This window comes from Actinomadura rugatobispora (assembly GCF_055379765.1).
In genome coordinates, this window is record NZ_AP029191.1 from 7,254,222 (window position 1) to 7,279,569 (window position 25,348).

Annotated in this window: 17 protein-coding genes; 10 read left to right on the forward strand and 7 right to left on the reverse strand. The window is 73.8% G+C overall.

What is annotated here, in order from left to right:
* Positions 1 to 22 precede the first annotated feature (22 nt).
* From ACZ466_RS32485 to ACZ466_RS32495, 3 genes are read right to left on the reverse strand one after another with little or no spacing between them, the layout of a single operon-like run.
* Positions 23 to 1,678 carry a maltokinase N-terminal cap-like domain-containing protein gene (locus tag ACZ466_RS32485; protein ID WP_378282435.1) on the reverse strand — a complete coding sequence of 552 codons (1,656 nt, stop codon included), beginning with the start codon at positions 1,676 to 1,678 and terminating at the stop codon, positions 23 to 25.
* Between the two features lie 7 nt (positions 1,679 to 1,685).
* Positions 1,686 to 3,485, reverse strand: coding sequence for a maltose alpha-D-glucosyltransferase (gene treS / locus ACZ466_RS32490; protein WP_378282524.1), 1,800 nt, complete (start codon positions 3,483 to 3,485; stop codon positions 1,686 to 1,688).
* A 50-nt stretch (positions 3,486 to 3,535) separates the two neighbouring features.
* Positions 3,536 to 5,734: an alpha-1,4-glucan--maltose-1-phosphate maltosyltransferase gene (locus ACZ466_RS32495; RefSeq protein ID WP_378282434.1), complete on the reverse strand. Its 2,199-nt coding sequence runs from the start codon at positions 5,732 to 5,734 to the stop codon at positions 3,536 to 3,538.
* 304 nt (positions 5,735 to 6,038) lie between these two features.
* Between ACZ466_RS32495 and glgP the strand changes: the two genes are divergently transcribed.
* The gene (gene glgP / locus ACZ466_RS32500; protein ID WP_378282433.1) at positions 6,039 to 8,648 is read left to right on the forward strand and encodes an alpha-glucan family phosphorylase; all 2,610 of its coding nucleotides are present in this window, start codon (positions 6,039 to 6,041) and stop codon (positions 8,646 to 8,648) included.
* A 3-nt stretch (positions 8,649 to 8,651) separates the two neighbouring features.
* On the opposite strand, the gene ACZ466_RS32505 is transcribed toward glgP, so the two are convergent.
* Entirely contained in the window at positions 8,652 to 9,236 is a 585-nt protein-coding gene (locus ACZ466_RS32505) for a hypothetical protein (RefSeq protein ID WP_378282432.1), read from the reverse strand.
* A 30-nt stretch (positions 9,237 to 9,266) separates the two neighbouring features.
* A complete protein-coding gene (locus ACZ466_RS32510) occupies positions 9,267 to 9,509 on the reverse strand; it encodes a helix-turn-helix transcriptional regulator (RefSeq protein WP_378282431.1) in 243 nt (80 codons plus the stop codon).
* Between the two features lie 200 nt (positions 9,510 to 9,709).
* On the opposite strand from ACZ466_RS32510, the gene ACZ466_RS32515 reads away from it, so the two are divergent.
* The 3 genes from ACZ466_RS32515 to ACZ466_RS32525 all read left to right on the forward strand — a co-directional run bounded on the left by ACZ466_RS32515 (position 9,710) and on the right by ACZ466_RS32525 (position 12,262).
* Complete coding sequence (locus ACZ466_RS32515; protein WP_378282430.1) at positions 9,710 to 10,879, forward strand: sensor histidine kinase; 1,170 nt, start codon at positions 9,710 to 9,712, stop codon at positions 10,877 to 10,879.
* A 110-nt stretch (positions 10,880 to 10,989) separates the two neighbouring features.
* A complete protein-coding gene (locus ACZ466_RS32520; protein WP_378282429.1) occupies positions 10,990 to 11,193 on the forward strand; it encodes a hypothetical protein in 204 nt (67 codons plus the stop codon).
* Positions 11,194 to 11,266: 73 nt separating this feature from the next.
* Positions 11,267 to 12,262, forward strand: a complete 996-nt coding sequence (locus ACZ466_RS32525; RefSeq protein WP_378282428.1) for a serine/threonine-protein kinase — start codon at positions 11,267 to 11,269, stop codon at positions 12,260 to 12,262.
* Positions 12,263 to 13,015: 753 nt separating this feature from the next.
* Here ACZ466_RS32525 and ACZ466_RS32530 read toward each other — a convergent pair.
* Complete coding sequence (locus tag ACZ466_RS32530; RefSeq protein WP_378282427.1) at positions 13,016 to 13,807, reverse strand: SWIM zinc finger family protein; 792 nt, start codon at positions 13,805 to 13,807, stop codon at positions 13,016 to 13,018.
* Positions 13,807 to 16,842 (reverse strand): DEAD/DEAH box helicase, encoded by a 3,036-nt coding sequence (locus tag ACZ466_RS32535; protein ID WP_378282426.1) that lies wholly within the window; start codon positions 16,840 to 16,842, stop codon positions 13,807 to 13,809. Before ACZ466_RS32535 ends, ACZ466_RS32530 begins: the two co-directional genes overlap by 1 nt.
* Before the next feature lie 169 nt (positions 16,843 to 17,011).
* On the opposite strand from ACZ466_RS32535, the gene ACZ466_RS32540 reads away from it, so the two are divergent.
* The 6 genes from ACZ466_RS32540 (at position 17,012) to ACZ466_RS32565 (ending at position 25,329) form a co-directional block, all read left to right on the forward strand.
* Positions 17,012 to 17,794, forward strand: coding sequence for an enoyl-CoA hydratase/isomerase family protein (locus tag ACZ466_RS32540; protein ID WP_378282425.1), 783 nt, complete (start codon positions 17,012 to 17,014; stop codon positions 17,792 to 17,794).
* A gap of 77 nt (positions 17,795 to 17,871) precedes the next feature.
* Positions 17,872 to 18,639, forward strand: coding sequence for an SDR family NAD(P)-dependent oxidoreductase (locus ACZ466_RS32545; protein ID WP_378282424.1), 768 nt, complete (start codon positions 17,872 to 17,874; stop codon positions 18,637 to 18,639).
* 244 nt (positions 18,640 to 18,883) lie between these two features.
* A complete protein-coding gene (locus ACZ466_RS32550; RefSeq protein WP_378282423.1) occupies positions 18,884 to 19,825 on the forward strand; it encodes an acyl-ACP desaturase in 942 nt (313 codons plus the stop codon).
* Between the two features lie 107 nt (positions 19,826 to 19,932).
* The gene (locus tag ACZ466_RS32555; RefSeq protein WP_378282422.1) at positions 19,933 to 20,724 is read left to right on the forward strand and encodes a serine/threonine-protein kinase; all 792 of its coding nucleotides are present in this window, start codon (positions 19,933 to 19,935) and stop codon (positions 20,722 to 20,724) included.
* A gap of 103 nt (positions 20,725 to 20,827) precedes the next feature.
* On the forward strand, positions 20,828 to 22,846 hold the full coding sequence (locus tag ACZ466_RS32560; protein ID WP_378282421.1) for a serine/threonine-protein kinase: 2,019 nt from the start codon (positions 20,828 to 20,830) through the stop codon (positions 22,844 to 22,846).
* A gap of 14 nt (positions 22,847 to 22,860) precedes the next feature.
* Positions 22,861 to 25,329 (forward strand): serine/threonine-protein kinase, encoded by a 2,469-nt coding sequence (locus ACZ466_RS32565; RefSeq protein WP_378282420.1) that lies wholly within the window; start codon positions 22,861 to 22,863, stop codon positions 25,327 to 25,329.
* The last annotated feature ends 19 nt before the right edge of the window (positions 25,330 to 25,348 follow it).

Below are 25,348 nucleotides of genomic sequence, written 5' to 3' on the forward strand. Positions count from 1 at the left end.
GGGCCGTCCCGGACGGCCGGCCTCAGCCCGCGCCGGCGGTGATGTGCTCCAGCGACCTCAGCGGCACGGGCAGCCACGAGGGCCGGTTCCGCGCCTCGTACCGGATCTCGTACACGGCCTTGTCCAGCTCCAGCGCGCGGATCAGCACCGCGTTCGCCGCCGGATCGGCCCCGCCCGCCTCCGCGTAGCCGCGGCAGAACGCCTCCCGGTTGCGGTCGGCCCAGGCCCTGGCGCGCAGCTCCAGCCCGCGCGCCGCCTCGGGCGACAGGCTGGCGTCGCCGGCGGGCAGGAAGCGCGCCGCGTACTCGAACGAGCGCAGCATCCCGGCCACGTCCCGCAGCGGATGCGCCATCGCGCGGCGCTCCTCGGGGGAGCGGGCCGGCTCGCCCTCGAAGTCCAGCAGCACCCAGCCCGTCTCGCTGCGCATCACCTGCCCGAGGTGGTAGTCGCCGTGCACGCGCTGCAGCGGGATGTCGGCGGCCCGCGCGGCGAGCTCGTCGAACGCCCGGCCGATCGGCCCGGCGTGCGGGGCCAGCTCGGGCACCGCGGCGCTGACCTCGTCGAGCTGGCGGTGCATCCCGCGGGCCAGCTCGCGCACCTGCGCGGCCGGCGCCGTCGTCACCCCGAACGCCACCGCCAGGTCGCGGTGCACGGCGGCGGTGGCGGCGCCCAGCCGCTCGGCCTCGGCCGCGAAGTCGCCGCCCGCGCCGCCCGCGTCCAGCTCGGCGGGCTGCTCGTGCTCCTCGGGGGCCGCGGCCCGGCCGTTCTCCCAGATCACCTCGCCGTGCCGGCCCAGGCCCGCCGCGGACCGGCCGGTCGGGTCGGGGAACCCGCCCGAGCCGGGCCCGCCGCCCGGATACCGCCCGTGCCCGTCCGGGCCGGGATGGGCCAGCCAGTCCCGCACGCTGGTGATCGCCAGCTGCCAGCCGTCGGTCGCGGTCCGCAGGTACTCCGACATCAGCGCCAGCGTGATCGGCTCGCCACCGCCGTCCGGCTCCATCTCGATCCAGCCGCGCACCCCGGCGACGTGCTCGCAGCCCGCCCGGGTCAGCGCGAGGTTGACCTCCAGGTCCGGGTTGACGCCCGGGGACAGCCGGCGGAACAGCTTGCACATGTAGGACTCACCGAAGACCAGCGAGGTGTTGCTCTGCTCGGCCGAGCCCGGCACGGCGGTCAGCCCGGTCTCGATCTCCACGCCCGGCGCCCGGTGGAACCGCAGCGCGCCCGCCCGGGTCTCCGCGGCGATGCCGTCCAGCAGCACGCGGGTCAGGCCGGGGTCGTGGACGGCGTCGTACAGGTGCCCGCCCTCGGGGTCCTCGCCGATCTCTCCCGGACGCAGCCGTTCGGGCAGCTCGTCGCGGCGGCCCACCAGCAGCTGGTACCGGTCGACGTCCGCGCCCTGCCGGACGTCGACGACCACGTGCCGCACCGACGACGGGACGGGACCGCCCTCGCCGCCGTGCGCGCCGTACGCGTCGTGCGCCCGGTGGGCGTCGCGCGCGCCGTGCGCGCCGGGGGCGTCGTGCGGGCCGCCGGGGACGTCCCCCGCGGCCACCGGCAGCTCGGTGTCGGAACTGATCGTCACCTCGCCGATCGGCCGGTCCTTGCCGGCGAACCACCGCTGCCGCGGCAGCCAGTGGGCGAGGGCTCCGGTCAGGGCACGGTCCAGCGGCCGCATCGCGTCATCACCTCGTCTCCGGTCCCCGGTCCCCGGCGCCGGATCCCGGATCGGGCGGCTCGGGCGGCGGCGGGAGCAGGAACCAGTAGAAACCGTGGCCGGGCAGCGTCAGCAGGTACGGCAGCTCCCCGATCGGCGGGAACCGCACCCCGCCCATGCACTCGACCGGCGCCGACCCCTGGAACCGGCGCAGGTCCAGCTCCACCGGCTGCGGGAAGCGGGACAGGTTGTTCACGCACAGCACCGTGTCCATGCCGCCCCAGTGGTTGGACTCGCCCTCGCCGATCTCCCGGACGAACGCCAGCACGCTGGGGTTGGACGCGGTCAGCTCCACGTACGACCCCACCCCGAACACCGGGTGCCGCTGCCGGATCTCGATCATCTTCCGGGTCCAGTGCAGCAGCGAGCCGGGGTTGTTGCGCTGCGCCTCCACGTTGACGGCCTGGTACCCGTAGATCGGATCCATGATCACCGGCAGGTAGAGCCGGGCCGGGTCGCACTGCGAGAACCCCGCGTTCCGGTCCGGGGTCCACTGCATCGGCGTGCGCACCGCGTCCCGGTCGCCCAGCCAGATGTTGTCGCCCATGCCGATCTCGTCGCCGTAGTACAGGACGGGCGAGCCGGGCAGCGACAGCAGCAGCGCCGTGAACAGCTCCAGCTGGTTGCGGTCGTTCTCGAGCAGCGGCGCCAGCCGCCGCCGGATCCCGATGTTGGCCTTCATCCGGGGATCCTTGGCGTACTCGGCGTACATGTAGTCGCGCTCTTCGTCGGTGACCATCTCGAGCGTCAGCTCGTCGTGGTTGCGCAGGAAGATCCCCCACTGGCAGCTCTCGGGGATCTTCGGCGTCTGCGTCATGATCTCCGAGATGGGGTAGCGCTGCTCCCGCCGCACCGCCATGAAGATCCGCGGCATCACCGGGAAGTGGAACGCCATGTGGCACTCGTCGCCGCCCGCCGCCGGATCGCCGAAGTACTCCACCACGTCGGCCGGCCACTGGTTCGCCTCGGCCAGCAGCACCCGGTCGGGGTAGAGCCGGTCCACCTCGGACCGGACCCGCTTGAGGTAGGCGTGCGTCTCGGGGAGGTTCTCGCAGTTGGTGCCCTCCCGCTCGAACAGGTACGGCACCGCGTCCAGCCGGAACCCGTCGATGCCCAGGTCCAGCCAGAACCGCAGCACCTCCAGCATCGCGTCCTGCACCGCGGGGTTGTCGAAGTTCAGGTCGGGCTGGTGGGAGAAGAACCGGTGCCAGAAGTACTGCCCCCGCACCGGGTCGTAGGTCCAGTTGGAGGTCTCGGTGTCGACGAAGATGATCCGGGCGTCGGGGTACGGCTCGTCGGTGTCCGACCACACGTAGAAGTCGCCGAACGGGCCGTCCGGATCGTTCCGGGACGCCTGGAACCACGGGTGCTGGTCGCTGGTGTGGTTCATGACCAGGTCGGCGATCACCCGGATGCCGCGGGCGTGCGCCTCCTCGATCAGCTCCACGAAGTCGCCCAGCTCCCCGAAGTCGGGCAGGATCTTGGTGAAGTCGGCGATGTCGTAGCCGCCGTCCTTCAGCGGCGACCGGTAGATCGGCAGCAGCCACAGGCAGTCGACGCCCAGCCACTGCAGATGGTCCAGCCGCTGGATCAGCCCGCGCAGGTCGCCGTACCCGTCCCCGTTGGAGTCGGCGAACCCCCGCACCGACACCTCGTAGAACACCGCGGTCTTGAACCAGTGCGGATCGCGCGGCACCTCGGGGTCGAAGGCGTCCGGCACGGGCTCGAACGGCGTGCTGTCGAACGCGTCGGGCGGGACCTCCGTGATCGGCTCTTCGACGGGGACCGCCCCCGGCGGAGGGGGAATGCTCGCGTCGCTCAACTCTCGTCTCTCCGGAGCGTGAAGATGTGGGCCGGCCGGACATGCGGATCGAGGCGCACGTAGTTGGACCGCCCCCAGCGGTAGGTCTCGCCGGACAACTCGTCGACCACGTCGAACGCGACGTCGTCCCGGTCGCCCGGCAGGCCCAGCGCCGGCAGGTCCAGGTGGACGGTGGCCTCGCGGACCTGGTGGGGGTTGAGGTTGACCACGGCCAGCACCACGTCGTCGAACCCGCTCAGGGGAGCGGCCTCCCCCGAGGCCCCCACGGTGTGCACGGACATGCCCGCGGCGCCGCCGGCCGCGTCGTTCCCGACGCCGTGCGTCTTCGAGAACGCGATGATCTCGGGCTGGTCGGGGTGGTGGAAGCGCAGGCCGCGCAGCCCGTGCAGCGCCGGATGCGCCCGCCGGAAGTCGTTCAGCCGGGTGATCAGCGGCGCGACGCTGCGCCCCTCCCGCTCGGCGTCCTCCCAGTCCCGCGGCCTGTACTGGTACTTCTCCGAGTCGCGGTACTCCTCGCTGCCGGGACGCACGGGGACGTTCTCGATCAGCTCGTATCCGGAGTAGACGCCCCAGGTGGGGGAGAGCAGCGCGGCCAGCACCGCCCTGATCTCGTACGCGGCGCGCCCCCCGTGCACCAGGTACTCGTTGAGGATGTCGGGGGTGTTGACGAAGACGTTGGGCCGCATGTACGCGGCCGCGCCGCCCGCCAGCTCCCGGAAGTAGTCCTCCAGCTCCTCGCGCGAGTTCTTCCAGGTGAAGTAGGTGTAGGACTGGTGGAACCCGATCTTGGCGAGGGTGTGCATCATCGCGGGCCGGGTGAACGCCTCGGCCAGGAACAGCACGTCGGGATCGGTCCGGGCGACCTCCGCCAGCAGCCGCTCCCAGAACGGGACCGGCTTGGTGTGCGGGTTGTCCACCCGGAAGATCCGCACCCCCTGGTCCATCCAGTGCCGCACCACCCGCAGCACCTCGCGGTAGATCCCCTCGGGGTCGTTGTCGAAGTTCAGGGGGTAGATGTCCTGGTACTTCTTGGGCGGGTTCTCCGCGTACGCGATCGTCCCGTCCGCGCGCGTGGTGAACCACTCGGGGTGCTCGGTCACCCACGGGTGGTCGGGCGAGCACTGGAGGGCCAGGTCGAGCGCGACCTCCATGCCGAGGTCGCCGGCGTAGGACACGAACGCCCCGAAGTCCTCCAGGGTGCCCAGGTCGGGGTGGATCGCGTCGTGGCCGCCGTCCTCCGAGCCGATCGCCCAGGGCGAGCCCGGATCGTACGGCCCGGCCTCCAGCGTGTTGTTGGGGCCCTTGCGGAACGTGCGGCCGATCGGGTGGATCGGCGGCAGGTACACCACGTCGAAGCCCATCTCGGCGATCGCGGGGAGCCGCTTCATCGCGGTTCCGAAGGTGCCCGACGCCGGGCCGCGGCGGCCCATCGGGTCGTACGAGGCGCCCTCCGAACGCGGGAAGAACTCGTACCACGACCCGATCAGCGCCCGCTCGCGGTGCACGACCAGCGGCGCCCACGCGGAGACGGTGAGCAGGTCGCGCAGCGGGTAGCGCCATTCGAGGTCGCGGACGTCGGGGTGGCGGGCGGCCTCCATCCGCTCGTCCGGGGAGACGGTCCCGTCGGCGAGCAGGGCGGCCAGCCGGACGAACGTCTGCCGGTGGACGGCGGGCAGCCCCTCGGCGGCGCGGGCGTACAGCAGCGACCCCTCGGCGAGCATCAGCTCCACGTCCTGGCCGCGCGGCACCTTGATCTCCGCGTCGTGCCGCCAGTGCGCGACCGGGTCGCCCCACGCCTCGACCCGGAAGTGCCACAGCCCGGTCTCGGTCGGCGTGGCCGGGGCGGCCAGCCGGTCCAGGCCGGGCGCCACGTCGGTCATCCGCACCGGCGGGCGCACGGTGCCGTCGGGGGCGCGCAGGACGATCTCGGCGCCGAGCATCTCGTGGCCCTCGCGGAACACGGTCGCGGAGATCTCGAACGTCTCGCCGACCACCGCCTTGGCCGGCCACCGGCCGCCGCCCACCCGGGGCTCGACGTCCAGGATCGGGATGCGGCCCAGCTCCGGCTCGGGAGCGCCGGACGCCTCGGGCGTTCCAGGCTGCTGCGGTGTCTCGGGCGCGCGGGGCGGCCCGGTCGGCCGTGTCGCGGCCTGTCGCGCGGAGGCCGCCGAGGACGTCCCGGACCTTCCCTGCATGCGCCATCCCCTACCCGGTCGTCGATTTCAAAACGTCCATGCCCGCGATTCCGCCTTTACCGCCCTGTAGCTTGCGATAACTTTGCGCAACCGATCGAATGCTCACCGCGATCCATGCCGCGCCCGTGCCGCGGCTGCGCGACCCCGGCGACCGGGCCTGCGACTCCTTCGGCGTGGCCGTCGGCGCGGTCGCGGCGCGGGGGTTGCTCCGCTGGGGAGGTCTTGGCGAAGAACGGACCCGGAGGTGACGCTCTCGTCCCGCGGGCTCGCGATCAACGGCGGGTCTTGTCTAGCGTGACGGTACGTGAAGGCCATTCGACGATTCACCGTGCGCACCGTCCTGCCGGAGCCGCTGCGCGGCCTGGAGGAGCTGATCCTCAACCTGCGCTGGTCGTGGCACCACGAGACGCTCGACCTCTTCCGGTCGGTGGACCCGGCCCTGTGGGAGGCCGTGGGCCACGACCCGGTACGGCTGCTGGGCGAGGTCCCGGCCGACCGGCTGGCGGCGCTGTCCGAGGACCGCCGCTTCCTGCGCCGCCTCCAGGACGCCTCCGACGACCTCAACGACTACCTGACCGCCCCGCGCTGGTACCAGGGCCTCGCCGGATCCGGCGAGGACGCGCCGCCGCGCGCCATCGCCTACTTCTCGCCCGAGTACGGGATCACCGCCGCGCTGCCGCAGTACTCCGGCGGCCTCGGCATCCTGGCCGGCGACCATCTCAAGACCGCCAGCGACCTGGGCGTGCCGATCATCGCCGTCGGGCTGCTGTACCGGCACGGGTACTTCTCCCAATCGCTGTCGCCGGACGGCTGGCAGCTGGAGCACTACCCGGCGATCGACCCCAACGGGCTGCCGCTGCGGCTGCTGCGCGACGCGTCCGGCGCCCCCGTCCACGTCACCATCGGGCTGCCCCAAGGACGCGACCTGCACGCGCAGGTGTGGCTGGCCCGGGTCGGCCGGGTGCCGCAGCTCCTCCTCGACTCCGACGTCGAGGAGAACGACCAGGCCAACCGCGACATCACCGACCGGCTGTACGGCGGCGGCGGCGACCACCGGCTGCTCCAGGAGATGCTGCTGGGCATCGGCGGCGTCCGCGCCATCCGCGCCTACTGCGAGATCAGCGGCCATCCCGCCCCCGAGGTGTTCCACACCAACGAGGGCCACGCCGGGTTCCTGGGCCTGGAACGCATCCGCGAGCTGGTCTCGGAGGCCGGGCTCACCTTCGACGAGGCGCTGGAGGCGGTCCGCGCCGGCACCGTCTTCACCACCCACACGCCCGTGCCCGCCGGCATCGACCGGTTCCCGCGCGAGCTGGTCCAGCGCTACTTCGGCGGCGTGAACGAGACGCCCGACGTCCCCGTCCACCGGGTGCTGGAGCTGGGCGCCGAGAGCTACCCCGACGGCGACCGCACCGTGTTCAACATGGCCGTCATGGGCATGCGGCTCGCCCAGCGCGTCAACGGCGTCAGCGAGCTGCACGGCCGGGTCAGCCGCGAGATGTTCGGCGGCCTGTGGCCCGGTTTCGACACCTCCGAGGTCCCGGTCGGGTCGGTCACCAACGGCGTGCACGCCGGAACGTGGGTGGCCCGGGAGATCCTCGACCTGGCCGCCCGCGAGGTGCCCGCCGTGGTGGAGAGCGGGCGCGGCTGGGACGGCGTCCGCGTCGTCCCGGCCGGGGAGATCTGGCGGGTCCGCCGCGTGCTGCGCGAGCGGCTGGTGCACGACGCCCGGCGCCGGCTGCGCGAGTCGTGGCGGCAGCGCGGCGCCAGCGAGGCCGAGATCGCCTGGATCGACGACGCGCTCGACCCCGACGTCCTGACCATCGGGTTCGCCCGGCGGGTGCCGTCCTACAAGCGGCTCACCCTGATGCTGCGCGACCCCGAACGGCTGCGGGAGCTGCTGCTCGACCCGGTGCGGCCGGTGCAGATCGTCATCGCGGGCAAGGCGCACCCGGCCGACGAGGGCGGCAAGCGGCTCATCCAGGAGATCGTCCGGTTCGCCGACGACGAGGACGTGCGGCACCGGATCGTGTTCCTGCCCGACTACGACATGGCGCTGGGCCGCGCGCTCGTCCAGGGCTGCGACGTGTGGATGAACAACCCGCTGCGCCCGCTGGAGGCGTGCGGCACCTCCGGGATGAAGGCCGCGCTGAACGGCGCGCTCAACCTGTCGGTCCGCGACGGCTGGTGGGACGAGTGGTACGACGGCCAGAACGGCTGGGCGATCCCGTCCGCCGACGGCCTGGCCGCCCCCGACCGCCGCGACGCGCTCGAGGCCGCCGCGATGTACGAGCTGATCGAGGACCACGTCGCGGTGACGTTCTACGACCGCGACTCGGCCGGGCTGCCGCGCCGCTGGCTGGAGATGGTCAAGCACACCATCGCCACCCTCGGCCCCCGGGTCCTGGCCACCCGCATGCTGCGCGACTACGTCGAGGGCTACTACACCCCGGCGGCCCGGTCGGCGCGGGCGATGGCCGCCGACGGGTACGCCGGGGCCCGCGCGCTGGCCGCGTGGAAGCAGCGGGTCCTCAAGGCGTGGCCGGGCGTGGGCGTCGAGCACGTCGAGTCGAGCGGGGAGGACAGCCCGCACGTCGGCGCCCGGCTCTCGATCCGGGTGGTCGTCGACCTGGGCGGGCTCGACCCGTCCGACGCCGCCGTGGAGGCGGTGTACGGGCGGGTGGACGAGTCCGACGCGCTGATCGACCCGGCGTACCTGGAGCTGGCGGGCGGCGACCCGGTCGACGGCGGCGGGCTGCGCTACGTCGGCGAGGTGCCGCTGACCCGCAGCGGCGCGTTCGGGTACAGCGTGCGGGTGGTGCCGCGGCACCGGCTGCTGGCTGGCCGTGCGGAGATGGGGCTGATCGCGCTGCCGCCCGCGCCGCACGGCATGACCAACGGCGACCTGCGGTAGGCGTCAGGCCCGCTTGCCGTACGCGTCGTGCCCGTCGTTGTCGTGCGCGTCGTCTTCGCCGTCCTCGCCGTCGCCGGGCGGCTCCGGCACCCGCCAGGCGATGACGAGGGTCGGCATGACGGCGACCGTGGCCAGCAGCGCCGCGAACAGCAGGAACACGGCCGCGCTCGGGATCCGGCTGATCGAGTCGTCCGAGCCCACCGCGGCCGGCACCGCGAAGTAGACGACGAAGAGCAGGATGAGGGTCAGCCGGTGCGAGAGCGCGTGCGCCCGCAGCCGCTCGCCGCGCTGCCGCTCGTCCAGCAGGTGCTCGGGCAGCCCGATGGTGCCGCGGGTGCCCACGATCAGCGCCCGGAACAGCACGCTCGCGGCGACCACGACCACCGCGATGATCGCGAAGCAGGTGAACATCGCGGCGTCGCTGGGCGCCAGCGCGTAGGACACCCCGGCGTTCACCCACAGCAGCCCCAGCAGCCCCGCGCACAGCAGGACGGCGCGGCGCCGCCCGGCGCGGCCCGCGGACCAGCGCTTCGGGCGCTCCTGCGTCAGTTCGAGCAACCGCTCCTCGCGCTTGTTGCGCGGTTTCATGGTCGACTCCCGTTCTTTCTCGGTGGGGGCTCAGGCGCTGCCGAGCCGGGGGAAGGGTTCGAGCGAGAAGACGATCTCCACCGGCACCTCGAAGTACGCGGCGATGCGCAGGGCCAGGTGCAGGCTGGGGCTGTACTCGCCGCGCTCCAGGTAGCCGATCGTCTGGTAGTGGACGCCCAGCGCCGTCGCCAGGTCGCGGCGCGAGACCCCGCGCTCGGCCCGCAGTACGGCGATCCGGTTGTGGACGAGTTCTTTGTCCGTGGACACCGGCACAGTCTCCCGTGGACGATCAGTGGCCGGGCTCGCCGCGCAGCACCTCGGTGCGGTCGTACCGCATCCGCAGGCCGCGGATCCTGAGGGCCGGAGCTGTCATGACCCTACTCCTCTCTGAAGTATCTCTGCGATCGAAGATAGCACATGTACTACATCTCATCGCAGAGTCATGACGGCGGCGGTGCTGGCAGGATGGAACGGTGCGATCACCGACCCGGCCGCGCGGCCGGACCGCCGACGCGCTCCTGGCCCTGGCGCTCCTGGGGGCCGTCCTCGTCCCGACGGTCTGGGCGGACCTGCGGAGCGACGGCCGCGCGCCCGTCCCCGGACTCGGCTGGGCGCTGATCGTGATCGCCTGCGCCGCGCTGTACTGGCGGCGCCGCCACCCCACCGCCGTCCTGGCGACCGCCCTGGTCGCGTGCCTGCTGTACTACCCGCTGACCGAGCCGGACGGCCCGATCATGATCGTGTTCGTGGTGGCGCTCTACAACGCCGCCTCTCTGGGCCGCGTCCGGGCGGCGGTGACCGTCGCCGCGATCGCGATGGCGGTCGTCGTGTACGGCGAGGCCGGCAGCGACGTCAACCACCTCGAGGACGCCGCGGTGTGGCTGCTGGCCGGCTGGATCGTCGCGGTCGTCGCCATCGGCGGGGTCGTCCACAACCGCCGCGCCTACCTGCGCGAGGCCGACCGGCGCGCCCTCGCCGCCGAACGCGGCCGCGAGGAGGAGGCCCGGCGCCGCGCCACCGAGGAGCGGCTGCGCATCGCCCGCGAACTGCACGACGTCCTCGGCCACAACATCTCGCTGATCAACGTCCAGGCCACCGCCGCGCTGCACGCCGGCGACCCGCACGGCAACGAGGCCGCGCTGGAGGCGATCAAACGCGCCAGCAAGGAGACGCTGCGCGAACTGCGCACCACCCTCGGCGTGCTCCGCCAGGTCGACGAGGAGGCGCCGACCGCCCCCGCGCCCGGCGTCGACCGCCTCGGCGAACTCGCCCGTCGCACCACCGCGGCCGGGCCCGCCGTGCGGACCGAGACGGAGGGCGAACCGCGTCCCCTGCCGCCCGAGACCGACCTGGCCGTGTACCGGATCGTCCAGGAGGCCCTCACCAACGTCACCCGGCACTCCGACGCCGCCACCGCCACCGTCCGCGTCCGCTACACCGGCACCGACGTGCGCGTGGAGATCGCCGACGACGGCCACCCCAACGGCGACGGCGACGGCGACGGGTCGGGCAGCGGCCTGGGCGGCATGCGCGAGCGCGCCGAAGCGCTCGGCGGGACCTTCGAGGCGGGACCCGCCGAAGGCGGCGGCTACCGCGTCCGCGCGACCCTCCCGCTCGACCCCGGCGTACGACCGGAGATGTAGGAACGGCCACCCGCTTAACGCGCGAGGCGTACGCGCGGTCCCGCCTCCCGCGGGTTTCCCGCACGCCCCGCCTTCGCCATCATCGGGCATGAGGACGACAAGGGGGTCGGATGAGAGCGGTCGGCGCGGTCCTGCTGGGCTTCATCGCCGGACTCTTCGCCGGCTTCGCCCTGGAACTCCTCGCCGCCGGGGTCGGCAGGCTCGTCGTCGACGCCCCCGGCCTCCCCGCGCCGCTGCCCGTCGCCCTCGCCGTCACGGGCGGCGTCGCCGCGCTCGTCGCCGACCGGCGCGCCCGCCGCAGGGAACGGCGCTGACCGTCCGGTGGCGGGACGTCCGTATGCGCCCCTATCCTGCCGATTGATCATCTCGAGGCGAGGGGGAGCGCGCGTGGAGGCCCTGCGGCCCGAGGACCCGCGGCGGACGGGCGACTACCGGCTGCTCGGACGGCTCGGCGCCGGCGGCATGGGCCGGGTCTTCCTGGGCCGCTCCCGCACCGGGCGCATGGTCGCCGTCAAGCTCGTGCACGCCGAACTCGCCCGCGACCCCCGGTTCCGCCGCCGCTTCCGGCAGGAGATCGACGCCGCCCGCCGCGTCGGCGGCGCGTGGACCGCGCCCGTGCTGGACGCCGACCCCGAGTCCGACACCCCCTGGGTCGCCACCGGCTACGTCCCCGGCCCCACCCTCAGCGAGACCGTCGAACGGCACGGCCCCCTCCCGGAGGCCACCGTCCTGGCCCTGGCCTCCGGCCTCGCCCGCGCCCTCCAGGCCGTCCACGGCCGCCACCTCATCCACCGCGACCTCAAACCCTCCAACGTCCTGGTCACGATCGACGGGCCGCGGGTCATCGACTTCGGCATCGTCCGGTCCGTGGACGCCGGCGTCGCCACCCGCACCGGCGCCCTGATCGGCTCGCCCGGCTTCATGTCGCCCGAGCAGGTCCGCGGCACGCCCCTCACCCCGGCCGGCGACATCTTCTGCCTCGGCTCCGTCCTGGCGTACACGGCGACCGGACGGCAGCCGTTCAGCGTCGGCGACAGCGGCCTGCACGCCCTCCTCTTCCGCGTCGCCCAGGAACCCCCCGACCTGGGCGACCTGTCCGGACCGGTTCGCGACCTGGTGGAATCCTGCCTGGCCAAGGACCCGACGCGGCGCCCGAGTCTCGCCGAGATCCTGGACTCGCTGCCGCCGGTGCCCCCGTCCTGGCTGCCCCCCGACGTCATCTCCGAACTGGGCTGTGTCTCAAAGTCCCGGCCTACGGCGCTCGCCTGGCGGCTCGCCCCTAACCGGTCCTTGGCGAGCGCGGCATCGCTTCGCGATCTGGCCGGTGAAGCTCGCCTCCGGCATCGCCTCACCGGCCAGGTAACGCGCTCGCGCGGTACCTGAGGCCACCGAGACAGGGTCCTGGGCCGCCACGCCGCCGCCCTCCTCGACCTCGAAGACCCGAAGAACCAGAACCCGCCCCCCGTGCCCCCCGCCGCCTACCTCCGGCCGCCCCCACGAGCTCGGGCCCGGCCGCCAAGGGCGTCGTCCCCGCCAAAATGATCGGCACCTGGGAGGGCTGGGTCCGCAGGAACGGCACCGGCTCCCAGTGGCTCCGCCGCATCACCGTCGAACAGGGCTGGGCCGGCGACACCGTCGCCCGCGTCCGCTCCGCCAACAACGACGAGCTGTGCGAGTTCAACGCCACCCTGCTCGCCGGCGGCCCCTCCATCGAGATCCGCACCCACACCACCCGCAGCCTCCCCACCGGGAAATGCGGCCAGGGCGCCCGCCAGAGAATGACCCTGAACGGCGACGGCACCGTCCACTGGGCCTCGCAGGCAGTACCACGGCACCTGGCGCGTCACCATCGACAAACCGCGCTCGGGCACCGCCCCCGGACGAACCGTCGAGATCCGCAACGCCCCCGTCGGCCAGGAGGCCGTCAAGGTCACCGCCGGCCGATGCCAGGCCATGGCGACCCTCGTCTCCGCCGAAAGCGAGATCGTCATCTTCTCCAGCCGCCTCCTCACCCCGGGCGACGGCTGCACCCTGGGCGGCCTGCAGAAGCTCACCCCCCGAGGCGACGGCACCCTCTTCTGGCAGAACCCAGGCAAGGGAGACACAGGAACCGCGCAGCGAGCGTTACGCACCGGGTCAGGTGGGGTCGGCCAGGGACTCGTAGGCGGGGGTCAGGACGTCGGTGAGGTCTCGGCGGCGGATGCGGACGGGCGGGGGTGTGGCCACCTGGAGGATGAAGCCGGGTGGGACGGGTGGAGTGGGGCGCCGCTCGCGCAGGGCGGCCAGGCCGGTGGGGGGCGTCCAGAAACCGTCGGCCGTCAGAGGCTCGGGTTCCATCTCCAGCGGGTCGGGGGCGCCGGTCTTGCGGCGGCGCAGGGCCTTCAGGAGCTGGTCCTTGGTGCGGCCGTTCCAGGCGAGGATGAGGAACGGGTCGTCGTCGAACGCCTCGGCCAGCAGGTAGAGGACGGCGGCGGCGTGCTTGCACGGGTCGCCCCAGTCGGGGCAGCTGCACATCATGTGCAGCTCCTCCGCGGCGCCCGGGAAGAGGGCCAGGCCGAGCTCGGCGAACACCCACTCGATCTCCGGGGGCATCTCCCCGGCCAGCAGGCGTGCCTGGAAGACCGCCCGGGACGCCAGTTCCTCCTCGACCCGGCGCCAGCCGGACTCGGGGATGGCGTCGATGCCCAGCGCCACCTCGTAGGGCTCCTCGACCGACCCCTGGACTCGGGCGGTGACCTCGTACCGCTCCACGCGCAGGTCGAGCACCTGCCCTTTGCGCGCGTACGCCCGGCCCCGCTGCAGTCGGCCCGAGTCGGCGAACGACTCCACGAGGTCGATGAACCGGCGCGACCACCACGTCGACCCGATCGAGCCGCGGGACGTCCGCGCGCGGATGCCGTCGGCCTCGATCGGCGGCCGCCACTCCATCAGGAGCTCACCGCCTCGGGCGACAGGCGCAGCACGTCGCGGAGTTCGGCGACCGACAGCTCGGTGAGCCAGTCCTCGCCGGTGCCGACGATCGACTCGGCCAGCGCCTTCTTGCGCTCGATCATCTCGTCCACCCGCTCCTCCATGGTGCCGACGCAGATGAACTTGCGGACCTGGACGTTCCTGGTCTGGCCGATGCGGAACGCCCGGTCGGTGGCCTGGTCCTCGACCGCGGGGTTCCACCAGCGGTCGACGTGCACGACGTGGTTGGCCGCCGTCAGGGTGAGGCCGGTGCCCGCGGCCTTCAGGGAGAGCAGGAAGACCGACGGCTCCTCCTCGGACTGGAAGCGCTGCACCAGCTCGTCGCGCTCGGTCCTGGACGTGCCGCCGTGCAGCCACAGGACGGGACGCTCCAGGCGGGAGGCGAGGTAGGGCCGCAGCATCGAGCCGAACTCGGCGTACTGCGTGAAGACCAGCGCCTTCTCGCCCTGGTCCAGGACCTCCGCGCAGATCTCCTCCAGCCGCTCCAGCTTTCCGGAGCGCCCCGGTAGCCGCGAGCCGTCCTTGAGGAGGTGCGCGGGATGGTTGCAGACCTGCTTGAGCTTGGCCATCGTCGCCAGCACCAGCCCGCGGCGCTGCTTTTCGTCGGACTCGGAGATCTGCGCGAGCATGTCGTCGAGCGTCGCCTGGTACAGCGAGGCCTGCTCGGGGGTGAGGTTGCAGTAGACCTTGATCTCCTGCTTCTCCGGCAGATCCGAGATGATCGACTTGTCGGTCTTGAGGCGCCGCAGGACGAACGGCTGGGTGGCCCGCCGGAGGGCCTGCGCCGCCCGCTCGTCGCCGTCCTTCTCGATCGGCACCGCGAACCGCTCCCGGAACGCCGACCGCGGCCCCAGCAGCCCCGGATTCGCGAACTCCATGATCGACCACAGCTCGGTGAGGTGGTTCTCCACCGGGGTGCCGGTCAGCGCGATCCGCGTGCGCGCCGGGATGCTCCGCACCGCCCGCGCCTGCCGCGTGCCGCTGTTCTTGAGGGCCTGCGCCTCGTCGCACACCACCCGCCCCCACCGGACCCGGGCCAGCGACTCGGCGTCGCGCGCCGCGGTGCCGTAGGTGGTCAGGACCAGGTCGGAGCGCCCGACCGCCGCCACGAGATCGTCGTCGCGGTGCCGCGCCGTGCCGTGGTGGACGTAGACCCGCAGCTTGGGCGTGAACTTGGCCGCCTCACGCTGCCAGTTGCCGACCAGGGACATCGGCCCGATCAGCAGCGTCGGCGCGGGCGCGGCCCCGTCCTCCCGCTCCGAGGCCAGCAACGCCAGCGTCTGCGCCGTTTTTCCCAAACCCATTGAATCCGCCAATATGCCGCCGAGGCCGACTTTTTCGAGGAAGGTGAGCCAGGCCAGGCCGCGTTCCTGGAAGGGGCGGAGGGTGCCGTTGAAGCCCTCGGGCGTGGTCATGGGGGTGAGGCGGCGGTCGGACTCGCCGCTGATGAGGACGCCGAAGGCGCCGTCGGCGTCGACCTCGGTGAGGGGGAGGGCGTCGTCGCCGGCGTGGATGACCGCGCGCATCGCCTCGCCGGCGGTCATGGTGCCCTGGCGGGGGTGGCGGAGGAAGTCGAGGGCGGCCTGGAGCTGCTCCTCGTCGAGCTCGACCCACTGGCCGCGCAGCCGGACGAGGGGGGTCTTGAGGCGGGCCAGCTCCTCCAGTTCGGCCTCGTCGACGGTGTCGTCGCCGATCGCCAGGTCCCAGCGGAAGTCGACCATGCCCTGGAGGTCGAAACCGGACGAGGCGACGGCGCCGGAGCCCTCGCCGTCCTGGCTGCGGGTGGTGAGCTTCATGCCGAGCTTGGCCTTGCCCGCCCACTGGGGGAGCAGGACGCCGAAGCCCGCGGCCGACAGCATCGGGGCCGCCTGGCGCAGGAAGCGGAACGCCCCGGCGGTGTCGAGCGTCAGCTCGAAGGGGGTGGGGGTGTCGAGGGCCGCGGCCAGGTCGGGGAAGAGGCGCAGGGCCCGGCCCAGGCCGGTGAGGAGCGTCTCCTCGGCGTCGGGGACGGAGGCGGCCTCCCCGGCCCAGAGCATCGCGGCGGGCACGTACAGGCTCGGGTCGTCGGTGCCCTGGAGGGCGAACTCGACCCGCCACGGGTCGCCGGGCCGCTCCTTCTGGTCGAGCGTCCAGGAGGCGGCCGCGTCGAGCACGTCGCCGCCGGGCACGCCGGGGGTGGGTTCGGCGAGGCGGAAGCAGACGCGGAGGGGGCCGGACGGACGGCGCGCGGCGGCGGCCCAGGCGTCCAGCTCGGCGATGAGGTCGTCGGCGTCGTCGCGGGGCTCGCGGGGCACCTCGGGGGACGGCCCGGTGAGCGCCTCGACCCAGCGCTCGGCCAGGGGGACGCGGTCGGGGACCTTGCCGCGCCGGACCGGCAGGAGGGGGTGCGGGACGACGCCGCGCACGGCGGTGTCGACCAGGCCGCACAGCGCCTCGCGCAGGACCTCGGCGGCGGGGCGGCCCCCGTCGGCGGCGCGGCAGGCGGCGGGCATGGCGCGGACGAGGTCGCCGAGGCGGCCCGCGTCGTCGAGGACGGGGTGCCAGCGGGCGACCAGGTCGCCGTCCTCGCGCAGCAGCCGGGGCAGCACCCGGCCGCGCCCGGCCAGGTGCACGGCCTCGTCGGCGAGCAGGCACAGGTAGCGCAGGTCGGAGCCGGGGATCACGTCGGCGGCGTCCTCGGCGGCCTGGAGCAGCGCCATCGCGGGGAACGGCTCCAGCACCAGGGCGGGCACCCGCCAGCCGCGCAGCCCCGGTTCGCCGTCGATCGGGCGCGGGCCCAGCTCGGCGGACGGCGTCGGCAGGCCGCCGTGGGTGGGGAGCGTCATCGTCAGCTCGACCCGTGCGGCGCCCTTGACGAAGGGTTCGTAGGAGGTGCCGGTGAAGTCGCGGGAGGCGAACGGGTGGGTCTCCGAGGCGCCGGTGTCGTAGGGGCCGGTGCGCTCGGCCCACAGGCACAGCGCACCGCCGTGCCATGTGGCGTGCGCGACGAGCATGACGCAGTTCCCCCGGACGTGCAGGTGAGGCGGCCGGTCCTGAAGCTACCAGCGGGGTGTGACAGGCGCGGCCGGTCGGGACGGGCGGCGCGGGCCGGGAAGGGCCGGGAAGTTAGGCTCTGGGGCATCTCGGAAACGGTTCTGTAACGAGTGACCTGTGGAGGGCGTTGTGGCGGAGTTCGTGCGTGTGGAGGTCGAGGACGGCATCGCGACGATCCGGCTGGACCGTCCCAAGATGAACGCGCTGAACGCGCAGATGCAGCGGGAGCTCATCGAGGCGTCCCGGGAGGTCACCCAGGACGACGAGGTCAGCGCGGTGATCCTCTACGGCGGCGAGCGGGTGTTCGCGGCGGGCGCGGACATCAAGGAGATGGCCGGGATGTCGTACGCGGAGATGGCCGGGGGCCACTCGCGGCTGCTGCAGGACTTCGCGAAGGCGCTGGCCGGGATCCCCAAGCCGGTGATCGCGGCGGTGAACGGGTACGCGCTGGGCGGCGGGCTGGAGGTGGCGCTGTGCGCGGACTTCCGGGTGGCGGGCGAGGGCGCCAAGGTGGGCCAGCCGGAGATCCAGCTCGGGATCATCCCGGGCGCGGGCGGCACCCAGCGGCTGGCGCGGCTGATCGGCCCGGCCCGGGCCAAGGACCTGATCTTCTCGGGGCGGCACCTGTCGGCGGCGGAGGCGCTGGAGATCGGCCTGGTGGAGAAGGTGGTGCCGGACGCGGAGGTGTACGCGGCGGCCCGGGAGTGGGCGGCGACGTTCGTGGGCGGGCCCGCGATCGCGCTGCGGGCGGCCAAGCAGGCCATCGACGCGGGCTGGGAGGTCGACCTGGGCACCGGCCTGGAGATCGAGCGGACCCAGTTCGCGGCGCTGTTCTCCACCGACGACCAGAAGAACGGCATGCGCAGCTTCGTCGAGGAGGGGCCGGGGAAGGCGACGTTCACCGGCCGCTGAGCGCGGGGCTGCGAGATCGCTACCGGACATGCCGGATTGATCGCGACAGAGTCCGCCAGTCGCTAGCATCTCGCGCCATGCGACAGGCGTACCGCACGGCGCTGGTGACCGGCGCCTCCAGCGGGATCGGGGAGAGCTTCGCGCGGGCTCTGGCGGGCCGCGGCACCGATCTGGTGATCGTGGCCCGCCGGGCCGGCCTGCTGGACGAGCTGGCGCGCGAGCTGGTCGAGCGGTACCGGGTCGCGGTGGAGGTGGTGGCGGCCGACCTCACCGATCCGCTGGAGCGCGGGGACGTGGAGCGGCGGCTGCGCACCGACCCGGTGGAGCTGCTGGTCAACAACGCAGGTCACGGTGCGTTCGGAACGTTCTCGGACCTGCCCCTGGACGATCATCTGCGGCAGATCGAGCTGAACGTGGCGGCGCTGGTCCGGCTCACCCACGCCGCGCTGCCGGGGATGCTGGAGCGGCGCCGCGGCGGGGTGCTGAACGTGGCGTCGATGGCGGGGTTCGCGCCGTCGCCGGGGAGCGCGACCTACGGGGCGACGAAGGCGTACGTGACGGCGTTCTCCGAGAGCCTGCACGCGGAGGTCGCGGGCAGGGGCGTGCACGTGACGGCGCTGTGCCCGGGGTTCACCCGCACCGACGAGGAGTCGGAGCCCGGCCTGCTGTGGCTGCGCCGCGCGGACGTCGCCAGGGCGGGGCTGGACGCGGTGGCGGCGGGCCGGGCGCTGTGCGTGCCGGGGGCGCAGTACAAGGCGGCGCTGCCCGCGCTGCGGATGATGCCGAGGCCGCTGCTGAGGGCGGCGGCCAACCGGATGTGGCGCCAGGCCGCCGACACCCGCTGACCCCCGCCGGCACTCCTTGACCGTCGGCGGACGATGACAAAAGCGGGACCGGAGTTTCGCTCACGTCTACAAGAAAATGCGCGTGCGCGTTGTGCGTGGGGTGACTTGACGGGGGGCACGGGGCTCGCGAGCATCGAACCTACGGTTAAGTAGGTTGTGTCGTGCCTGCTTGGGAACCGTTTTCCGATGCCGTCGGTCGGTGGCCAGCCGGCCCCGGCCCCCTCGTACAGCGAAGGACGCAGGAATGCCCGTGCCGTTGCAGACCAGGCTGATGCTCGACCTCGAGCCGGTGGTCGAGAAGGAGATCGACCGGCACATGTCGATGGCCAAGGAGTGGTTCCCGCACCAGTACGTCCCGTGGGGGCAGGGCCGCGACTTCGACGGTCCGCTGGGCGGGGAGGGCTGGACGCCCGAGGACTCCAAGCTGGGGACCGAGGCCCGCGAGTCGCTGATCGTCAACCTGCTGACCGAGGACAACCTGCCCGGCTACCACCGCGCGATCGCCGACGTGTTCGGCCGCGACGGCGCCTGGGGCACCTGGGTCAACCGGTGGACCGCCGAGGAGAACCGGCACGGCATCGCCATCCGCGACTACCTCACCGTCACCCGGGCCGTCGACCCGATCGCGCTGGAGCGCGCCCGGATGCACCACATGGAGGTCGGGTACGAGCCGACGCACGGCACCGAGATGCTGCACGGCATCGCGTACGTGTCGTTCCAGGAGCTGGCCACCCGGGTCGCGCACCGCAACACCGGCAAGGCCTCGGGCGACCCGATCTGCGAGCAGATGCTCTCCCGGATCGCGGCCGACGAGAACCTGCACATGATCTTCTACCGGAACCTGCTGGCCGCCGCGCTGGAGATCGCCCCGAACGAGACGATGCGGGCGGTCACCGAGGTCGTCAAGGCGTTCGAGATGCCCGGGGCCGGCATCGAAGGCTTCCTCCGCAAGTCCGTGATCATCGCCAACGCCGGGATCTACGACCTGCGGCTGCACCACGACGACGTGCTGACCCCGGTGCTGCGCAAGTGGGGCGTGTTCGACCGCACCGACCTCACCGGCGACGGCGACAAGGCGCGCGAGGAGCTGTCGGAGTTCCTGGCGCAGCTGGACGCGGCGGCGACCAAGTTCGAGGAGCGCCGCGCGGAGCGCCGCGCCCGCCAGGCCGCCCGCAAGGCCGGATGACCGCCACCGGACAAAGATGATCACGGAAGCATCTCGATAGGAACGACTCCCGCTTTTCCGGCGTCAAAGGGTGTATGGGGACTCAGCGGCGACTGGGTGGGTATCGGTTGCTGGACGAGATCGGCCGGGGGACGACGTCCGTCGTCCACCTGGCCATGGACTCCGCCGGCCGCGAGGTCGTGGTCAAGGAGCTGCGGCCCGAGTACGCGGCCGAGCCGGCGGGGCGCGGCGCGCTGGCCCGTGAGATGGCGGCGCAGTCCAGGGTCGACAGCCCGTACGTGGCGCGCCTGCTGGGCGGGGAGGTGGCCGCCGGCCGGCCGTACGTGGTGATGCAGTACGCGGCCGGCAGCCCGCTGGGCGACCTGGTCGCCCAGTACGGCCCGTTCGGCGGCGAGCGGCTGCCCCGGCTGGCCCGCCGCCTCGCGCTGGCGGTGGCGGCGGTGCACGACGCCGGGGTGCTGCACCGCGACGTGGCGCCCAAGAACGTGATCGTGCTCGGCGACCGGCCCACCCTGATCGACTTCGGGATCGCGCACGGCCGGGACGCCGGGCGGACCACCGTCCGCGGCATGGTGGCCGGGACCCCCGCCTACCTGCCGCCGGAGATCATCGAGGGGGAGCCGGCGACGACCGCGTCGGACGTGTTCTCCTGGGCCGCCACGCTGGCCTACGCCGGCACCGGGCGCCCGCCGTTCGGCGGCGGGACGCTGCACGCGGTGTGCTTCCGGATCCTGCGCGGCGAGCACGACCTGGCGGGACTCGGCGAGCCGCTGGCCTCGCTGCTGCCGCTGGGGCTGCGCCGCGACCCGGCGCGGCGGCCGACCGCGCGCTGGTTCGCCGGCGCGCTGGCGCCCGGGAACGCCGGCGCCGCCGAGGGCGGAAGGGTGATGTTCGCATAGTCACGGGGCGCGGGAAGGGCAGGACCCGACGATGCCGGATACGGCCGCGCCGATCCACTCGGCTCCACTCGGCCATAGAGGCGAAGGTAGGGTTTCGTAAACGATGAAGGGGGTTGCCACGTCCGGGGACCGTATCGGCCACTACCGCGTCCTGAAGACCCTGGGGGAGGGCGGGATGGGCGTCGTGTACCTCGGCGCCGATCCGGAGGGGCGCAACGTGGCCATCAAGGTGCTGCGGCCCGCGGTCGCCGGCGACGCCACCGCGCGCCGCCGGCTGGCGCGCGAGGTCGACTCCATGCGCCGGGTGCACAGCCCGAACGTCGCGGAGATCCTCGACGCCGACGTCACCGCCGACCGGCCCTACATCGTCACCCAGTACGTGCCGGGCCGCACCCTGGAGGAGCTGGTCGAGGAGGACGGCCCGATCTACGGGCACGCCCTGCAGCGGCTGGCGGTCGGGCTGGCCTCGGCGCTGTCGGCGATCCACGGCGCGGGCATCATCCACCGCGACCTGAAGCCCGGCAACGTGATGCTGGTCGACACCGAGCCGGTGGTCATCGACTTCGGCATCGCGCAGGGCGCGGACGCGACCCGGCTGACCGCCACCGGCATGGTGATCGGCACCCCCGGCTACCTGGCCCCGGAGATCATCGAGGGCGAGGACGCGGGCGCGCCGTCGGACGTGCACGCCTGGGCGGGCACGGTGGCCTACGCCGCCACCGGCCGGCCGCCGTTCGGCTCCGGCACCTTCGAGTCGATCTTCTACAAGATCATGTCGGGCACGCCGGACCTGGACGGGGTGCCCGAGGCGCTGATGCCGGTGCTGCGCTCGGCGATGGCCCGCAACCCCGCCGAGCGGCCCACCGCGGTCAGCCTGGGGCAGCTGACCCGGCGGATCCACTTCGAGACCACCATCACCGACACGACCCGCGTCGACGAGCACTTCACGCTGCCCGACCAGGGGTCGCCGGGCGCCTCGCAGCCGGTGGAGCGGCCGCCGACCGACCACGCGCAGACGTTCTCGATGCCGCCGTCGGCCTCGCAGCCCTCGGTGTCGCAGCCGTCGCAGGACGGGCGGGCGTCGCGGCCGGTCGAGACGCCGCCGCCCACCCCGCCGCCGATCCCGGCGGCGGCTCCCGTCCCGCCGCCGACGCCGCCCGCGCCGTCGCAGCCCAAGGACTTCAAGGGCATGCTGCCCCCGGCCGCGCCGCCGCCGGTGCCGCCGCCCGGGCCGAGCCCGTACGAGACCGGGCAGCGGTACGACCAGAGCTGGTACGACCAGGCGTCCTACGCTCCGTACCAGCCCCAGCAGCAGCCGCCGCAGCCGCCGCAGCCGTCGCGCGGCGCGTTGCAGCGCGGTGACCAGGGCGCCCCTCCGCCGGGGCCCGCGCCGTACGACCCGTACGGGCCGGGCACCCAGCCGCGGCCCGACCAGCGGCCGGACCAGCGCTCCGACCGGCGGCCCGACCAGCAGCAGCGCGACGCGCGGCGGCCCGGCGACCGGGAGGCGGCCAAGCCGTACGGCTGGTACCGGGTGCTCAGCTTCCTCGTCCTGGTCGCCTTGCTCGGATTTGCGAACATCGCCCCGGTTCTCTCCCTGGCCGTTACGGTGGTCGGCGTGCTGGTGCTCCGGATGGGCGACAAGGCCGCCAAGGGTATGGAGAACAAGCGGACCCGGCGCGGCCCGCGCTCCGGCGACGCGATGGCGGCGGCGTTCAAGACGCCGCTGCACCTGCCGGGCGCGGTGCTCATGACGCTGCTGCTGGCGGGCCTGGCCGCGCTGGCCGGGTTCATCCTGCTGGTCGTGCTCATGTTCGCCAACCCCGACATGACCGCGTCGAGGGCGATCGCGTACTCGTGCATGGCCGTGATCGTGCTGCTGTGCCTGGCGCCCGGCAGCGGCGCGCCGCGCCGCCAGATGGCGCGGCTGTGGGGCGCCCTGCTGCCGCGCACCGAGGCGGCGCTGGCGGGCGCGCTGATCGTGGGCGTCTTCGCGGTCGTCCTGGTCGCCCTGTCGCAGCAGCAGCCGCCCGACACCACGCCGATCGGCGGCATGAGCCAGAGCCTCGAAGACCTCCGCGTCAGCATCCGTGAACTGGTCTCCGGGCTCCCGCTGATCTGACGACCCCTGCTCCCATGTCCGAGGACTTCCGGCTCCCCCCGCCCATGCCCATGGCGGCGCCCGTGCCCATGCCCGCGCTCGTGGACGCGCCCGTGCGCGGGGCGGCCGCGCTGCCCGAGCGGATCGGCCCGTACCGCCCCGTCGAGCTGATCGGCGCGGGCGGCATGGGGCAGGTGTTCCGCGCCGTCGCGCCCGACGGCTCCGAGGTCGCCGTCAAGACGCTGCACCCGCACCTGGTCGACGCGGGCGACGCGCGCACCCGCCTGCGCCGCGAGGTGGAGACGATGGGACGCGTCACCACCCCGCGGGTCGCGGAGGTCCTGACGTTCGACGTGGACGCGCCTATCCCGTACGTGGTCACCCGCTACGTCGAGGGCCGCCCGCTGCTGGACGAGGTGCGCACCGCGGGCCCGATGACCGGCGCGGCGCTGTGGCGGGTCGCGACCGGCACCGCCGAGGCCCTGGACGCCATCCACCGGGCCGGGGTCGTCCACCGCGACATCAAGCCCGGGAACGTCCTGCTGGAGGCGGGCGAGCCCGTCGTCATCGACTTCGGCATCTCCCAGGGCGTCGACGACACCCGGCTGACGCACACCGGGGGCCGGTCGGGCACCTGGCGCTACCTCTCGCCCGAGTTGCTGGAGGGCGAGGACGCGGGTCCGGCCGCCGACGTGTTCGCGTGGGCGGCGATGGTGGCGTTCGCCGCGACGGGCCGCGACCTGTACGACGCGCCCAACGACGCCGCGGTCTGCGTACGGATCATCCGGGGCGACCACGATCTGGGCGACGTGCCGCAGGAGGTGCGCGGGCTGCTGGCCGAGGCGCTGGCGTCCGACCCGGCGCAGCGCCCGGGGGCGGACGGGCTGGTGCGGCGGCTGCGCGCGCTGCGGCCCGACTCCATCGGCCTGGGGATGCGCGCCTCGGGCGGCAGCGGCCCCTCCACCGGCGGCGGCACCGGCCCGACCGGCGGCGGCACGGGCGGGGGCACGGGCGGGGGCGTGGTCATGCCTGCCGCCGCCCGCGCGGCACGGCCCCGTCCACTCGCCCCGATCGGCCCGTACCGGCCGCTGCAGCGGCTCGGGAAGGGCGGTATGGGCGAGGTCTTCCTGGCCCGCGCCGACGACGGCCGGATGGTCGCGATCAAGACGCTGCTGCCGCTGCTGCCCGCCGAGTTCCAGGCCAAGGACCGGCTGCGGCGCGAGGTCGAGGCGATGCGGCGCGTCCGCGACCCGCACGTCGTCGAGCTGGTCGACCACGGCCTCGACGCCGACCCGCCCTACATCGTCACCCGCTACGTCGAGGGCACCGCGCTGCTGGACGTCGTCCGCCGCAAGGGCCCGCTGGAGCGGGACGCGCTGCTGCGGCTGGCGGGCGGCCTGGCCGGGGCGCTGCAGGCCGTGCACGCCGCGGAGAGCGTGCACCGCGACATCAACCCGGGCAACGTGATGATGGTCGCCGGGGAGCCGGTGGTCATCGACTTCGGCATCGCCTACCTCACCGGCGCCGACCCGCTCACCCGCGGCCCGGTCGGCACGCCCGGGTACGTCGCCCCGGAGGTCGTGGAGGGCAGGCAGGCCGGGCCGGCCGCCGACGTGTTCGCGTGGGCGGCGACCGTGGCGTTCGCCGCGACCGGGCGGCGCGCGTACGAGGCCACCAGCCCCGCCGCGTTCGTCCGCCGGGTGCTGACCGGCGAGCCCGACCTGGCCGGCATCGACCGCGACCTGCGCGAGGTGCTGCAGGACTGCCTGGCCCGCGATCCCGCGCTGCGGCCCAGCGCGGGCGAGCTGAACGCCAGGTTCGTCAATCCCGGCTCCATCGCGCCGCGGCTGCACCGCCCGCGCCCCGAGCCGGCGCCCGCTCCGCCGCGTCCCGAGCCCGAGCCGTCGGCCGGGGGCCGCGAGGCGTTCGCCCGGGCCGGGCTGGCGCTGACCCTCCCGGTGATCGAGGTGACGCTGCAGGAGGTCAAGCGGGAGCTGGCCGTCGCCGAGCGGCTCCGCGCGCTGGGCGGCAGCTGGGCCGACGACTCGGCCGCGTACGCGCGCCGCACGCTGGAGGCGGCGGCGCGGGCGGTGCGCGACGCCGAGGTCGGCACCGGGGTGCCCGCCAACGCGCCCCGCCTCGCCGAGATCATCCGGGCCGCCACGACGTACGCCGCGCACGCCCGCAGCCTGCTGGGCGGCGTCTCGCTGCCGCCGGGCCGGCTCGTCGACACCGGCCGGGTCGCCGCGCTGCTGGCCGGGGCCCGCTTCACCCGGGTCCGCTTCAAGGAGGGGTACGACCCCGCCGAGGTGGACGCCTTCGTCGGCCAGCTGCGGACCTGGTTCGGCGGCGACCATCGCGAGCTCGCCCAGGTGATCGGCGCCGACGACGTGCGGGCCAGGCGGTTCACCGTGCGCCGCATGCGCGAGGCCTACGTCCGGGACGAGGTCGAGGCGTTCAAGGCCACGCTGGAAGCGGAGATGCGCCACCTCGGCTACGCATGATCGGTAAGGTGGCGATCCT